Raw genomic sequence first — 14,800 nt, forward strand, 5'->3', positions numbered from 1 at the left:
TCAAGAGCTTCTAATATGCTTTCAATCATTGTCAGTTTTGTAGTGTCATAACTTTCAAACTGCCAGCTATTGAAATATACTTGAAGAATCATGTTGTGATTCTCGCCTTGTTGAGATTGCTCCCATTCTTTCAACGCTTGTTGAAGCAGGAGCATTAGACTACTTTTTCCAGATCCCCAATTACCAAAAACTCCGATTGATATTGGTAACATGCTGTCACTCAAGATTATCTTTTTAAGCAAATCTGCATGAACTTGGTAACCAAGTAAATCTTGCGTTGTTTCATTATCTGACCACATACTTATTCAACTTTAGTATATACAATTTTCGTTTCCAAGCAAGGGCGTAAATCCAAATCATAATAGCCCATAAGATAAAAGTTGCGGCCAATGTTTTGATAGATATGCAAGCCGCGGTCAAGGGAGATATTCCATCCGTTGTTGGTTATGATGTACCTTGCATGAATTAAATCTGAGAATGTGAATTCAAAATCTATCCCAGCATCTTGCAAAGCCGCTTTGAGCTGTTCAAGCCCATCTTGAATCTTTTGTGTTTCATCAATGGATTCACCCATTTTGGTGGTAAGTATAATCTTCTTGCAATCACCTATTTTTACAATAGATTCAATAAAGCGAGTTAGATTCTGCATTTGATATCCATGTGACAGGTAGGGCTCTTGCAGTTCGATAACCTTTGCCCCTTCCAGATAATCAGCAAATAGCTTATCGTAGCTGTAGCCTGTATCTCCATACCGAATGGCAAGCGATTTGGGTTTAGGACCATTGTCTATGATTTCATCAGGTGTAGCTGTTGCTTGTACTGGTGAAGAATCTTGCAAACATTCGTTCTGGCTTACCGCTTCTTTTTCTTTGCCCTTAGCTTTACGAGGTAGAGAGGCTGCCGGCTGTTGCTCAGTAGCGATTTCCACATCCCCGGTCTTTCTAGGATCCTGTGTGGCTATTGAATCTTTACTTTCCGGACACCATACCACAACTTTTTCTCCATCTTTGTTGATATACGACATGTTGATGCGTGCGTATTCTTCATCTGGCTTACGCTTATTCAATTGCTCTTTCACGCGTCGACGACCTTCCAGGGCATACGCTACAATCTCATCAAACTCCTCTGGAGTAGGTTCACCTATGGGGTAAATGAGTTTTAAGAAGCCCAATACAGTCTTTTGAAGCGCACGACTATCACGACCTTCTACATTGTCACCTACTTTGAGGTATTTATTCAATATGGGCAGATAGTCACTGTTGTGGTCAAAGAGGTAGTGCATGACTTCCGACAGGTAGTCAGAAATCATTCCATAGTTGTTATTGTAGGCAGAATCGTCAATCTTGGGTATTTCCCAGCCTGGTATATAATTGTAGAACCGGTCGATGACAGCAAAGTCGAATGCCTTGGGCAAAGTGGCCAACAAGTCATGATCATAGCTGTTGACTATAGTAGGTATGTTCAGGTCAAAGTTGCCGACAAAAGCAAAACTTGCCTGCCCGGTCACTTCCTGTCCTCGGCTGAAGCGTCCATTTGCCATATAGTCTTTCATGATTTGGATGGTATCGGCATCTTTAATCTTCATATTGGCTACTTCGTCAAAAGCCACATTATCCCAAAATCCCACAGCACCAACTTGCTTGCGCTGATTGTTGTACAGCAAAGTCGCAGTACTGGCTTGACCACCGGACAGCAAGGTGGAATAGGGAGAGAACTCCGAGTAGAAGTACGATTTACCGGTACTTCTACCTCCCAGTTCTATGCTGTTATAATTGTTTTGTACCAATGGGATGAATCTCGACAAGATATGGAATTTCAGTCGTTTGCCATCTTTGTCTCCCTTTAATGAGCGGCTACGTTCTGCCAACCAATCCGGATTGATACCGATGCTGCGTATTAAAACGTCAATCCACTCATCCGTAGTGAATCCTTTACGGCCTTCAAACAGTTTTTGTTCATCAAAACGTGCGATTTGTATAGGACGTAAATCTTCTACATAGAAGGCATAGTCATCCTCTTGCACTTCATTGTAAGCCAATGTAACTTCTGCCCAGATGCCACTTTCAAGCAGCTTCTCGTTTTTCTGATAAAACTGCGGATTGATGGCGATACGTTTGGAACCGAAATTTTCCATTTCGGCCCAATAACGCTTTTCTCGTTCCACATATTTCACATGGATCTTGTCAATAAATTTGTGGCGCTTCTTTTGTTCCACAATAGCCTGAGCCTTGTTGCTTTCATCGGGTTTGACATAGTTCTTTTCGATGATTTGCAGCACGGCCTTTTTCCCTTCCTCAATTTCATCCGGGTCGTCTGAAGCACAATAGCGCGACAAGAGAAATTCGAGTACGAATGAAGGTACATTTACTGTCTGTTTGATTTCATGCAGTAAATCCTTACGTACTACCTTTCCGGGGAAGTATTCGTTGAGTTTTATATCTAGTCTGTCCATTCTTTAAAAATCAAATTCAGTTTGCAATTGAATAGAGGCTAATGTCACATTGGTATCAGGGTCGAGAGCCATCACAATGATATCACCTTCAACGCCTTCATTAATTTCTATGGGTTGCTTACACTTGTCGCATTCACTTGGAATTGCAATCAAGTCTGTCGTCTCGTTATAGAATGCCGATTCAACCACACGACCCGCTTCTTTTCCGGTGGCATCTGTCACGACCATCTTGACAATACAAAGTTCAGGGCGGAAGAGTGATTCCACACCGCTAAAGTTTAATTCGATGAGCGGACGGTTAACGCGTATAATGCCACTGTTCTTTCCTTTGTAAGTCAGTTCCAGACGGAAAGCTTCTTTCGTGCGTTCTTCAGTCAATTGAACAGTCAGGATGGGAACGATGTTTTCCTGCAACGACAAACCTTCATGGAAATAGATCTTATTCTTTTCATAGATGCCATATTGCTTGGCAAATGCAAAACGATAGATTGGACTACGCACACCGATATGCTCCGAAGTAAAGAGCCATGAATTTTCGTTTCCATTCAAATCGCCAGCTTGACTGCGGCGTTCGTTCATGACACTGGTGCCCACCGGCTTGCTCATATTGTCTCCGGCTTGATATTTGGGCTGTATCATATACCCATGGTCGGCCAGAATAACGACCTGATCGAAACCTAAATTTTTACAGGCACGGATACACTTGGTAAACAGCCGCATTTCACTTTCCATCTCAGCATAGCCTACACTGGTTAGATTCTCTCCGGCAGCATCGATTGATTGGCTACGAATGATGAGTAAATTCACATCCGGGGCGATGTTAGCTGAGAGGAAGTCCTCGGACCTTACATCCATCAGCTTTACATGCGCAGGCACTTTACTTTCAATATAATTGATTCTATCTGTCGGTAACTCCACTTTTTTCCCTTCAAGATAAGGCTGCAGCTTGCCATCTTCCACTGCCAACTCCAACTTTGATTCTGCTTCCGGGAGCAAAGCTGCCATACCGAATCGAGTAACAGTAGGAACGTAAGCGGCTGAGGGCTGTAAGCTGACAGTATAACTATTTTCAAGACTTTGAGCCAACTCCTTACCCATCTCAAAGCGGAAAGCATCGGCAAAGATGATGGCTACTCGTTTGCGGGCAGTCAGCAGTGGTGCAATCTCCTTATTCCAAGCTTGTATATTCCGATTGATACCAGCTATTGGATAGCCTTCTTCATGGATGAGCTTCTGATAACGACTCTGTATCTGTTCGGTAAAGCTTCGATAGTTACGATAAGTAAACTGCGCTAATTCATTTATCTGGGGTGTATCAAAATCCGAACCGGTCAGAATGGCTTGAAAACGGCGGAAAGCATAATCTACTTTATAGCCTTCTTCACTGTACCACAAGACCAAATCCTTCAAACTATACAAATCGCCCAAAGGCTGGCGAATGCACTGCATCATCCGTTCACATTGGTCGGTTAAGTTCCAGAATAATGCCACTCCGGCATCGGCCTGATACCAAACGCTCTTTTTGTTTTTGTTTACCAATAACGTAGCTTCCGCATATTCACCTTTGTACAGATGGTCTAAATAGATATTGAACTCCACTTTGTTTTCAAAGGCGAATGTTACTATTTTACCTAAATCAATTGCTTCGGCAAACAAACTGTCCAAGTGTAAACGGCTGGTGATAGCCTGAGCCTGTTCTACATAGTCGTCACGCAAATCGGTACGGTTGCGGATGCTTTGGCAGAGGTTGTTGATGCTCTCCATGTTCTCTTTCGGGCATTTAGCCACCGTGTTGAGTTCAGCAGGCAATGCAGCGGGCAGGTCGTGCACAAATTCGCTGAAGAGCAAATATTGCCATAGCTTTTGCTTGACCTCCTTCAACGTGGTACCGTTGGTATCCAGTCCAGGCAAATGATTTTCACCGAAGCTTTTCCACTCACTCATCCATGCAGTGCTGCCGATCTCGGTCAAAGCCAGAAGATTCAAGGTAATCTCCACCATGCTCTTACCGCCGGTAAGTGTCTCCAGCTCCGGATAATTCACACCCTCTTGCAAGGCGTTGATATTCGCAAAGCTGGCTGTGCCATTCTTGAATAGTTCATCAATGGCCTCTGTCTTTCCATGTAGAAAGTGCTTGCACAGGTTGATATAGGAGTCATTGGGGCCGATGGGAAAGCGGGCACCAATTTGAGTCATTCCGATATAAGGGTCATATACCCGTTCTTTTTCCTTGGGTACAGCTGATTTTCGATAGATGAGCAGGCGTGCATCTTCGTTTTGAACCAGTTCGTTCATCCAATAGTCGCAAGCCATTTCTCTATGATGAATCAACTCTTGGGTGGTGTCGATTACCTGTACACCTCGTTCTGCCACCAAAGGCAAAAGTGAATAGTATTTGCCCTCGGGGTCATAAATGGTGATAATGGGATGTTCCTTACTGGTTTTACCAATCCAAACATCTATGATATGTCCTTGTATATCCATATAGACAGAAGTGTTTATTCGTCAAACAATTGCATCGTTGGTTCTTCGCTGCGTTTTTTTCTTGGTTTCTTTTCCTTGGGCTTGTTTTCGCACAATTCCTCAAGACCATGGGTCAAGGCCATGCACCAGTCCTTTTTCGCTTTTTCTCGGATGCGTGCCGGATAGAGGGCATAAGCCAAGTGGCTCCAGTCGTATTCACCTTTTTGTAAATCCTCCCAATTGTTCAGGCATTCCTTTTTCCATGCGTTGTGGCGGAATACATTGCGCAACGGAGCGGCTGTTACCGGGACACCATCGTCATGATTGGGTTTATAGGGCAGGTCATTCAATTGTTGGAGTTCTGCCTCCAACGTGCGTATATCGCCCATCAGGTTGAGCAAGGCAGCCTCACGTTTCTTGTCGTTTGCCAGTTGGGCTGCAGTCAAATCACTTTGTGCAGCGGTGTGTTCTTTGCTCAACAACAAGAGCAGGTGAGGCAGTGTTTGACTGCTCAGTTGCGGATAATACACCCAAAGGGTAATTTCTCCTTCGGGTGAAGAAACCGGCCAATAGATGGGTGCTTTTCTGCGGCTCTTGGTATAGCGCTTAAAATGGTAATCGAAGAAACCATTGGGCGATTCCAGATAGGTCTGCAAACTGTCCACACCTATCAGCTGGCAGAGTTCGCTTTCCATTTCGTCTGCATCATTTTTCCAGAGGCTGTGCATCACTTCCTGTACGCGCTTCACCAGACTGTCGGGGTGGCTGTCGTCTCCCATCAGTATGCCGTCAGTGGGTAATGTAAGCGGATATAGCTGTGCTTCTTCAGACTGGAGTGATACTACAGGCATAAAGGGTAAAGCGTCGAATACATCGCCAAAGGGAGGAATGGTTTCGGGCTGGGTTGCATAGCGGATATTCCATCTGCCGAAAGCCATGCCAACCAACTCCATGACGATTTCTTGTGCCATCACTTGTTTGTTGATCACGTTTCCATTGCCGGCACCATCAATGGAGAGTAGTTCTTCATAAGGACGGCGACTCTTATAGGCATTGAGCGTGGCTCTAAAGTCACTGTCTGCTTCAATCTCTGCCAAGTCCATCCATAAATCATCGTTCTCCTTCACTAATTTTTGGTAGCGGCTGTAATCGGCAGTAAGCTTTTCTTGCAGTTGATCCAAACTTTCTGCCAAATGGTGACCGTGCATCACTTGTGCAATCAGACCATGATATTCCAGGTTGGTTTCATCTAAACTGAACCACCAGCGTTTGATGTCAATGATTTCGGTGATGATGCGTTCGATGTCAGATTGGCGGGTGGCATAGTCGGGCATGGGGAGGAGATTGGTATAACCTGTCCATTTATGTTGACCTGAATATAAATTTAAGAAATACTGTCCATATATTGAATTAAACATTGAATTTAAAACCAGCGCTTCATTCCATTTTAAATTTACAATTGATAATCCTTCCTTTGTAAAAAACATGTTTGATTTAAGGAAATGCATGTCTAGAATATCTCCTCGTTCTCCATAACATACACCAGGGATAAATTGGCTGCTTAGATTGGAACTTCTGTAAGATTTATGAGCTTTTACATAAACTCCATCATTTTCCCAATTGGTCATGTCGCAATAAGTTGTGTAAAATAAACTATAGGAGCTGCCATTGTACATGTGCTTATAGTTTACTTGATTTCTTAACTCATAGAAAATCCGAAAATGGCTTGAGGAAACAAAACCAATTCCCTGCATTGCATAGAATCCTCTATTTTCTATAGATTCCCTTTCAAACGCTTCAAGTATTTTATTATCAAAATAATATCCATTTATGGAATTAGGGAGTGTCGCAAATTCAGCTGAATTACGAATGAATGTATTGCGGTTATTTTTTCCGTAGATTAATGTCTCAATTGATTGCTTGATTATTTCAGCTTTACATGCAGGCTCATCATCAAGCACATCGAAGAATACCCCTTCTCTACTTTCAGAAGGAGTTTTAGATAATACCAGTGTTGAAGTTTCTACACTAGCGTCTAAAACATTCCACCCCGTATCTGCACAAGCTGAAATATAACCGCAAATATTCTTCTTTCGGAAAGGTTCGTAAGAGGATTTGATGAGCACAGTACGGTCAAAGATAGCCCCAACTAGTCCGTCATTAACCAATAATTCCTGCATGCGATCGAAGAAAGCGCAAACAAGATTTTTGCACCAACAGGAATAATGAGAATCTAAATAGCCAATCGTGCTTTCCGAACCTTCACCAAAAGGCGGATTCATCAGAATAACATCGTATCGTTTCTGGCACAATTCAATGAAAGCAAACCCGCGTACCGCATCATTGGCAAACAGGGTGTTTTCGTAGCCTTCTTCTTCCGACAAACGAGAGGAAACCGTGTACAATGCCTCTTGTAGCTTCTCCACAACCGTAGCAAAGAAATTCTCTTTTGCTTCCTGCTTGTTCATTGCCACTATTTTTAATCCTTCAGCATAGATTTCATCTTTCTTTGTATCAGAATCAAACAAACTGGCTGTCTGAACCACATTGATTTTGCTCCAATTCTTGCGTAAATCTTCAATTTCGGCCTCTATTTCCTGCTCCATCTTGATGAGCATACCCGCCTCGCCGGCATACTTCATCTTATCCCATATCTTTACCAGTAAGCGTTGCATGGGTTTGTCCAATTGTTCGGTCAACAATTGAGCATACGCTTATTGCCCGGCATCGGCTCAGCCAACACCAGGTGAGAACGTTCAATTACCGGACGTTCCTCGCGGGGGACGCCCAAATTACTCCAAGACTGTTGAGCACGGAGCCACAGCGAAAGTGCGGCAATTTGCAGCGCACGAGGATCTATCTCCGCACCATAAATGTTGTTTTCCAATATCAGTTTGGGAACCAGACGGGCAAAAGATTCCCGGGTTTCCGTGTAACGATATTGCGACAGCAATTCGGGTTGATTGTCCCAGGCATCCATGTAGATGGCTTCCATCACATCGAAGGTGTACAACCCAAAGTGCATAGAGCCACAAGCGGGATCAAGCATGGACAGTTCGGTCGGTTCCTTCAGGGGGCGTGGTGCCAGCACCTCGTCAGGCCGGTGAATCATATACTGACATAAATCCGTAATCGCAGTCTGGCCGCCAGTCATTTCATACCAGATGCGGCCCAAGGAATTGTCGGTAAGAAAGCGCACGACATAATCAGGTGTGAAGAACTGGTTGCGCACCGCCATTTCGCGACTGTTGCGCGGACGATTGCTCTCATCACGCATCTTGCGACGTTCTTCCAATGAATTATAGTACTGGAAAATCCAGCCCAAAGTTTCGTCTTCCCTCCAAAAATCTACCGTTTCGCCCGTCTGGTCATCATAGAAAGCCGTAAGGTTCTCATTATTGATTAAGTCAAAAAGTTTGGTCAATGTCGTTTCATCCGGCCACATCAATCCATAAGGAGAATAGCGGTCGAAAACCGATGGAAGTTCTATAGACAATTCATCGTAGAGTGACTGGATATACCAGCAGTAGCGTTCGTAACGGGAGCCCACGCTGCCTTGTCCGGTTACCATATCATAACTGACAAAGCCGGCAGAATCGTACCCATCGCCGATAGAAGGCATAATCAATTCACGTTCTTCACACATGCGTACTGCACAAAAGCGATTCAATATGGTGAAAGCCTGTTCCGCTGTAAGCTGTTGCACTGCTTTTTTGTCAATATCTGTACTATCTGCAGGAAGGCTGTTTTTGATGTATTGCAAGCGCCCCCGAAGCATGCGGGCACGATAAATAATATCTGCATTGCTGGTAGTCAGTTGGCTGACAGGAATAACCCGGCCGTCAGCCCAAATACCATAATGTTGCTGCAGAGAAGATATGATGTTGTTTGTGAGCAACGTCTTGACGTCGCTCACAAACTGCATTAATATTTTACGTCCTGATGTAGAAATCATAACCGGTAGTTTTGTTAGTCAATAAAAGAGAGGTCGATAGATACGCCCTCATCCATTTGAGGCAATAGACGAGTCAACTCATTAATAAGCGACTCAACATCCTGTCGCTGAGTGAGGCGACGCTTAATCTGACGACGAACGACTGTAGGTATAGGTTCGTTAGCTCCTGAAGCACTCTCGGCATTAGTTTCGTTACTGCTTTCATTAGGGCGATTGGTATCATCGTCCTCAGCAGGCGTTGTAACGGCCGGTTTGTTGGCTGTTACAAAATCCTTCACTTTTCGCTCAAGACTATCGAATAGCCCTAAAGGAGCGTAGAAAGCGGTAAATTGGTTGCACATTTCCTGCAAAAGTTCGAGTGTTTTACCCTCCTGAATCGCAATTCTACTCATCAAGACTTCGATGCTTTGTTTCTGTTCCTCTTTCAATGAAGAGAAATCTTCCGAACCACGAATTTCGTTGTTCTTCTGATTGATGAAGAGAGTAGCCTCCGTATAGAAGTGCATGCAAGCCTGCTCAATTTCATTGTCAATGCGTGAAGCCAAATCCGCATATTCTGCAGTGTGATTAAAACAGATTGGATCGAGCATCATATCATTGAAGGCCTGTTCATCTTCTCCCAATTGATTCTTCAATATTTCCAGAGTGGGGAGTTGCGGCAAGCGTTGGGCATCATTCAGTCGTTTCTGTATTTTCTTGATAGAAGTGATAACCTTCCCTTGTTCCTCAGCTTTAAACACCTGGTTGACAAACCTTAATGCATCAGCACAAGCTTTGTCTTTGGCAAAGAGATAAGGTGCTTCGGCACCTTCTGATTCGATAATCTTAACCAAATAATTCACCGCTTGACTGACAGTAGATGTTCCAGCCATTTTCAGGTTTTCAAATGTATCCTTCAATTGCTCCACTTTCGTACGACGTTGCGTGGCAAGCTTCAGAGAGATTTTGGCGATGCTGGCCGGAATGGGTGTCAACCCTTGCGGGTTGTACAATTCCTTCAGAGTAGTCATGGCCGTCATCATTTCTGCAGGCTTTAAGTGAGCATCCGTATTAAGAGACAACCCAAGGTGGCTGAACGATGTGTTATTCTTCATGGCTTCAGCCGCATTCTTGGTAAACATTTTAAAGGACTGAGCACCACTTCTTACCACGATAATGCCTGCCTTTAACATCAATGCTACCAAATAACGGATAGTATCTTTGCTCCAGCCATACTGAGCACGGCTGAAGTGGTCGGATAGTTGTCCACCGTTAGCATCATTGTTTGAGGCAATATAATCCTTTATTTCAGCAAACGCGGCATGACCGGTTTCTATCACACCATTATCGCCAACAATGCCAAACGGATTGAGCGAGTCAGGCAGCTTGGTAGCATCGTCATAAGCCAACAAGTCACTTACAACCGAAGTTGACATACTACGGGAAGCCAAAGGATATTTGTTATAGACCTGTTCGGCAAAACTCTTCAAGGCTTGCGTCTTGTAAGTTTCACCATTTACCGACGTAGGCGAACCCTTGCAGATGGTTTCGCTGTTGTTTTGTGATTGACGCAAAATGCGTGTGATTTCCTGTCGGTTCTTGTCGGCATCCGCTTGTTGGGCACGCAGATAGTCCTGGATTTCCTTATTCGTGTCATGCCGGTGATTGTTGCAAATGGTTTCGTCCCTTACCACATCAATCAGCAAGAGTTCTATATCCTGAGGCAAGGTACATACCCAAAACAGGGTCTGCTTATTCTCCACCTTTGTACTTTCAGTGAGGAGTGCGTTATGCACTTTCTCAAAGTCGCTGGCATCCACAAAGCGAACATTCAGTTTGATGTCACCGCCCGGAATCAACACAGGATTCTGTCTTCCACGACATAATTCAACCGTTGCACTAATCGTCTTTGAGCCATAAATGCTGACAGATGGAGCCGGGGATAGTATATCATGCACCAGCTCTTTCATGACTTTGAATTTTTCGGAGTCAGTTGCATTTATTCTGGAACGTTCATCTTGTACGCTAAGGATAGCATTGGTCATGAAACGGAAACGTCCATCAATTTCCTGGAGTGTAACGCCGGCTGTATCTTTGATTTCATCCAGCAACGCACGGAGTTCGGGCTTGTTCAATGGATGGCCAATCTGTTGGAATAGCAAGGAACAGATGTTGTCGAACGACAGACAGAAATCGTCCAACAATTGCATAATGGCAATCGTCTTGCATACTTTCACAGCCAATGGGTTGCTACTGTAGAGTTCGATGGCTTTTTTAGCCGAAATGACAATTTCGCGGAAGTCTTGATTCTTCTCCATATACGGATGAAGCGCATCATAGAATAAATCCGGTGTAGCCATCTTGCCTAAAGCGCATTCTGCCAAATGACCATCTACCAACAAATCTCGGATCAACCGGATAACAGAACGAAGACCGGAACCGCCACTTCGGCTTGCCAACTTTTGAAGCAAAGCCAGCAAGATATCGATATGAACGGGCAGAAACGGATAGAGGTTGGCAAACAATTCGCTGGTCAATGGCTTCATATACAGCGAACGCTCCATATTGGTTAATCGCGTTTCTAACTTAATGGACGCTTCATTGCGATTGAAAATATCGGTCAACACTTCTTTTCCTTGTGGTGACTTTCCCAACAGTCGTTTTGTGATGATTTCCTTGATATCATCAGCCTCTATATCCACCTTGATGGGGAAACGGTCATTAAGCTTAAAGAGTTTATCTGAGTTAACTTGTGCTTGAGGATTATCTTCTGTCAAGGTTTGTTGAGCAGTACCGATGAGCCAAACATTTCCTTTAAATTGAGATTTTAGGATTTGCATGGTTCCCTGCATACTACGAATCAGATCTTCACTGCCTCCTACGTATTGACCAATTTCGTCGAGGACATAGATAATGCGTTCTTTGCCGTATTTTTGTTTGACCAGAGAACAGAGTCGCTTGAAGCGATCGGTTTCATTCTCAACAGATTCCACTTTGATCGCGTTATACTCTTCGGAAGAGGAGAAATATTCAGGCAATATGACTGGTGCAAATTTGGCAGCATATTTATTGGCTATCAACTTCTTTGACTGAATAACCTCCCAGTCTTTCCCCTCTGCTTTGACCAATTCGCAGAACTGATCATATTTACCCTCTTCTTGAAGAATGGAAATAAAATCCATTAGTTTAGGGTCGGTAGCTTTGATGCCAATGAGCTTCAACGTTTCGTAATACATAATATCGCTCACGGTCGATGTAATACCAGCTGTAGCTTCGGTGGTAAGGTCAATCATAATAACCAGTGGATCATACTTTTGGATAACCGCACGATGCAGAGTCTTTAGTGCATTATCCTGAATTCGATTCATCAGTTTCTCACCAAAGCTGATACCATCCACCTTTAATGACTGTTGGAAGGAGTAGCCCAAATATTTGGCAAATGAGCTCTTACCTGAACCATAGAATCCAGATACCCAAACGCCCACTTCGTTGGAAGAATCACGGAATGCTGACTCCAATTCTTCAATAACCTTTTCATAGTTATCGTGCAACTTATCGGTGACAACATATTCGTTAATTTCGTTTTTCAGATTCTCTTCGCTATTATCTGCAAAAGTGACAACACTCTCAATCCGGCGATTGATGTCCTTGGACGAATCAAAAAGGTCTTTTATGGTATTCATTTCTTAGAAGTTTTTTGAACGATAGCTACCGTCCATAGGGTAAATATTTAAAAATGTTCTGGCAATGCCCTGGGCGTTGCCGGGATATAGGATTAAGATAGGCAGGTCAATCTTGTTATATATCAACTGTTCGATGCGACCTATCTTATCATAGGGATGAAGAAGCTCAAGATCTTTGAGGATGAGCAAAGGGTGAGCTGTGGTCATCATCTCTTGTTGAACAGCAAGAATGGCACGGGCAATCACCGAATTGTCTTGTATTTCTTGACGAATACTCTCATAAAGGTCAAATTCATTTTCTTCATCAACCCACACTTCATCATAATATTCATGATTGTGAATATAGTCTTGCAGCATTTTGCCAATAGAAAGCACTTTTACATCCGCAAAGCCATGGAATTTGGCTTTGGGAATCAGATGGAGGGGAATCATACGATATACTTCCATAGCATCCTCTACATCATAGTTCACATAGCAGATGGGGCGGTCGCCTGTTGGATTAAGTATATCAGGACGACTTAAATAAGCAAGTGCTTCCTCAAATTTTTGTTCATAAAGTTGCATTGATAAACTCCTCCATTGATTTGTAATTCCATGAAATAGTGAGCAATTCACCAGATGTCTGAGCCATATAGGCACCTTTGAGACTAAGGCTCATGATTCTATCCAATACTTGATGACGAGTCAGGTTAAAGAGATGCCATTCTTCCATTTCCCAAATAGCCATATCAGAAAGACCTGCAAAATGCTGTTCATGCATAAAATAAAGAATCGTAAAGTCGTTCACCTCGTAAGGTAGGATTTCGCTTTTACGATTAATCATTTCATAATCAATAAAACATGAACGGACATAAGAGGCGTTACGTTTTTGTACGGACTCGCTCCATTGTGCTTTACCTTCTTTGACCAGATTTTCAACATATTTTGTGAAGGCATCCCTTTCAACTATATGCTGATTTTCATTTTTGCATGAATTCAAGATTTGTGTGACGGCATCGAAAAATACGGCGTTTTCGCGGGCACAATAAACCATGAGAAGTTGAGTAAAATGCTTCAATGACAATCCGCGTTCACGAATAAGTTTAAGCCAAAGAGGCACATTGGGATTTACTTTCATAAATCTCTGGAAAAAGACATCATAAATAATATGAACCAGTCTGTTTTCCGTTTTGCATGACAGGCAATCATTTTCTTTCACACATTTAATGAGCGCATCCTTGCTCATGCCTTCCTGGTAAATAGAGAGCAGAGACAATGTTTCATTAATCATGCCGGTGCCATGAGTTAACTGAGTTGTGTATTTAGGATTCCTCATCAATTGAAGTATGGATAACAGCAATAGCTGTTGGTGAATAAATTTGTGTAATGATAAGCCATCACTCTTAGAGAATTGTCTATATCATCTGACAGCTTTCCAATATTTATAGCTTCAAAACAAGGATCGCATGCCACTGTAGCCATGGAACTGATGAAATCAAGTGGTTCCATGCCTAAGTTTATGTCTTCGTCCAAATGATGTTTGAGATAACCATAAATTTCCTCTTCTATTTGTATCGGACATTTGAAAAGGCTATACATATCTTTAGGTATAAAATTCTCATGGGTCTTTTGGACGATATTAATCATCAAATTATAAAAGGCCAATTGGGAAGACTTAGGAAAAAGGTAATTCATGTATTCCTTCGCTGCATTATCTTCCAAGCATGGCCAGAGCCCCTTGTCACATCCTGCTTTATAAACAGCAAAACGTAACTTAAGCAGATTGACTATATCCGAATTTTTCATATTGCTCTTATTCTTTATTGGTAGGTATTAGCAATTCTCGAATGTCGGCTTCTAACAATTTAGCTACCTCTGCCAAAGTTTCTATTGATGGCTGTGATGTATTAGTACACCATTTGCTTATCGTAGCGGGGTCTTTACCCATTTTATCTGCTAACCATTTGGCTGTTTTCTTTTTCTCAACGAGAACCACTTTTAACCTATTTAATTCTGCCATATTGATAAATTGATTGTAGTAATACGCAAAGATAAGACATTAGAATGACAATATACAATATTTGTATGATTTTTTTGTCTTCAAATGATTATTTGTCCGATGGCTCTACCGAACGCAGGCTGACGCTTGCAGAAGTAGAACCATCGAATGTTATAGGCAGTTGGCTCACAGATGTTGGCCTCCACTTCCGACTTATCGTATTGCATGCGATGCCGGAAGTGACGACCTTTTGGGAAAGATGTGCCATCCGGTTTGCTCCGTGTCTGCAA

The 14,800-nt window shown here is 42.9% G+C and carries 11 protein-coding genes; all 11 read right to left on the bottom strand.

Annotated features, from left to right (window positions below):
- Positions 1-299: P-loop NTPase fold protein (locus tag BACCOPRO_RS00040; protein WP_008139691.1), on the bottom strand; the 299-nt coding region annotated here is incomplete at its 3' end.
- Positions 300-301: 2 nt separating this feature from the next.
- The gene (gene brxL / locus BACCOPRO_RS00045; RefSeq protein ID WP_008139692.1) at positions 302-2,452 is read right to left on the bottom strand and encodes a BREX system Lon protease-like protein BrxL; all 2,151 of its coding nucleotides are present in this window, start codon (positions 2,450-2,452) and stop codon (positions 302-304) included.
- Between the two features lie 3 nt (positions 2,453-2,455).
- Positions 2,456-4,936: a PglZ domain-containing protein gene (locus BACCOPRO_RS00050; protein WP_008139693.1), complete on the bottom strand. Its 2,481-nt coding sequence runs from the start codon at positions 4,934-4,936 to the stop codon at positions 2,456-2,458.
- 14 nt (positions 4,937-4,950) lie between these two features.
- Entirely contained in the window at positions 4,951-7,590 is a 2,640-nt protein-coding gene (locus BACCOPRO_RS00055; RefSeq protein WP_258460140.1) for an Eco57I restriction-modification methylase domain-containing protein, read from the bottom strand.
- Positions 7,591-7,610: 20 nt separating this feature from the next.
- Complete coding sequence (locus BACCOPRO_RS18380; RefSeq protein ID WP_246497777.1) at positions 7,611-8,870, bottom strand: BREX-1 system adenine-specific DNA-methyltransferase PglX; 1,260 nt, start codon at positions 8,868-8,870, stop codon at positions 7,611-7,613.
- 14 nt (positions 8,871-8,884) lie between these two features.
- Positions 8,885-12,532 carry a BREX system P-loop protein BrxC gene (gene brxC, locus BACCOPRO_RS17725; protein ID WP_008139697.1) on the bottom strand — a complete coding sequence of 1,216 codons (3,648 nt, stop codon included), beginning with the start codon at positions 12,530-12,532 and terminating at the stop codon, positions 8,885-8,887.
- Between the two features lie 3 nt (positions 12,533-12,535).
- Positions 12,536-13,096, bottom strand: coding sequence for a DUF1788 domain-containing protein (locus BACCOPRO_RS00065; protein WP_008139699.1), 561 nt, complete (start codon positions 13,094-13,096; stop codon positions 12,536-12,538).
- On the bottom strand, positions 13,083-13,847 hold the full coding sequence (locus tag BACCOPRO_RS00070; RefSeq protein WP_008139701.1) for a BrxA family protein: 765 nt from the start codon (positions 13,845-13,847) through the stop codon (positions 13,083-13,085). The genes BACCOPRO_RS00065 and BACCOPRO_RS00070 overlap by 14 nt, the downstream gene beginning before the upstream one ends.
- Entirely contained in the window at positions 13,847-14,317 is a 471-nt protein-coding gene (locus BACCOPRO_RS00075; RefSeq protein WP_008139702.1) for a BrxE family protein, read from the bottom strand. The genes BACCOPRO_RS00070 and BACCOPRO_RS00075 overlap by 1 nt, the downstream gene beginning before the upstream one ends.
- Positions 14,318-14,324: 7 nt before the next feature.
- Complete coding sequence (locus tag BACCOPRO_RS00080) at positions 14,325-14,531, bottom strand: helix-turn-helix transcriptional regulator (RefSeq protein ID WP_008139705.1); 207 nt, start codon at positions 14,529-14,531, stop codon at positions 14,325-14,327.
- A gap of 80 nt (positions 14,532-14,611) precedes the next feature.
- Positions 14,612-14,800 (bottom strand): hypothetical protein (locus tag BACCOPRO_RS18230; protein ID WP_218958668.1); only part of this gene is annotated, 189 nt, incomplete at its 5' end.

Source organism: Phocaeicola coprophilus DSM 18228 = JCM 13818, assembly GCF_000157915.1.
In the GTDB taxonomy this organism is placed as follows: Bacteria; Bacteroidota; Bacteroidia; order Bacteroidales; family Bacteroidaceae; genus Phocaeicola; species Phocaeicola coprophilus.

What these genes read in the sequence shown, in the direction of transcription:
- brxL (WP_008139692.1), bottom strand. Translation starts at nt 2,452, where the DNA reads ATGGACAGACTAGATATAAAACTCAACGAATACTTCCCCGGAAAGGTA.
- BACCOPRO_RS00050 (WP_008139693.1), bottom strand. Translation starts at nt 4,936, where the DNA reads ATGGATATACAAGGACATATCATAGATGTTTGGATTGGTAAAACCAGT.
- BACCOPRO_RS00055 (WP_258460140.1), bottom strand. Translation starts at nt 7,590, where the DNA reads ATGCAACGCTTACTGGTAAAGATATGGGATAAGATGAAGTATGCCGGC.
- BACCOPRO_RS18380 (WP_246497777.1), bottom strand. Translation starts at nt 8,870, where the DNA reads ATGATTTCTACATCAGGACGTAAAATATTAATGCAGTTTGTGAGCGAC.
- brxC (WP_008139697.1), bottom strand. Translation starts at nt 12,532, where the DNA reads ATGAATACCATAAAAGACCTTTTTGATTCGTCCAAGGACATCAATCGC.
- BACCOPRO_RS00065 (WP_008139699.1), bottom strand. Translation starts at nt 13,096, where the DNA reads ATGCAACTTTATGAACAAAAATTTGAGGAAGCACTTGCTTATTTAAGT.
- BACCOPRO_RS00070 (WP_008139701.1), bottom strand. Translation starts at nt 13,847, where the DNA reads ATGAGGAATCCTAAATACACAACTCAGTTAACTCATGGCACCGGCATG.
- BACCOPRO_RS00075 (WP_008139702.1), bottom strand. Translation starts at nt 14,317, where the DNA reads ATGAAAAATTCGGATATAGTCAATCTGCTTAAGTTACGTTTTGCTGTT.
- BACCOPRO_RS00080 (WP_008139705.1), bottom strand. Translation starts at nt 14,531, where the DNA reads ATGGCAGAATTAAATAGGTTAAAAGTGGTTCTCGTTGAGAAAAAGAAA.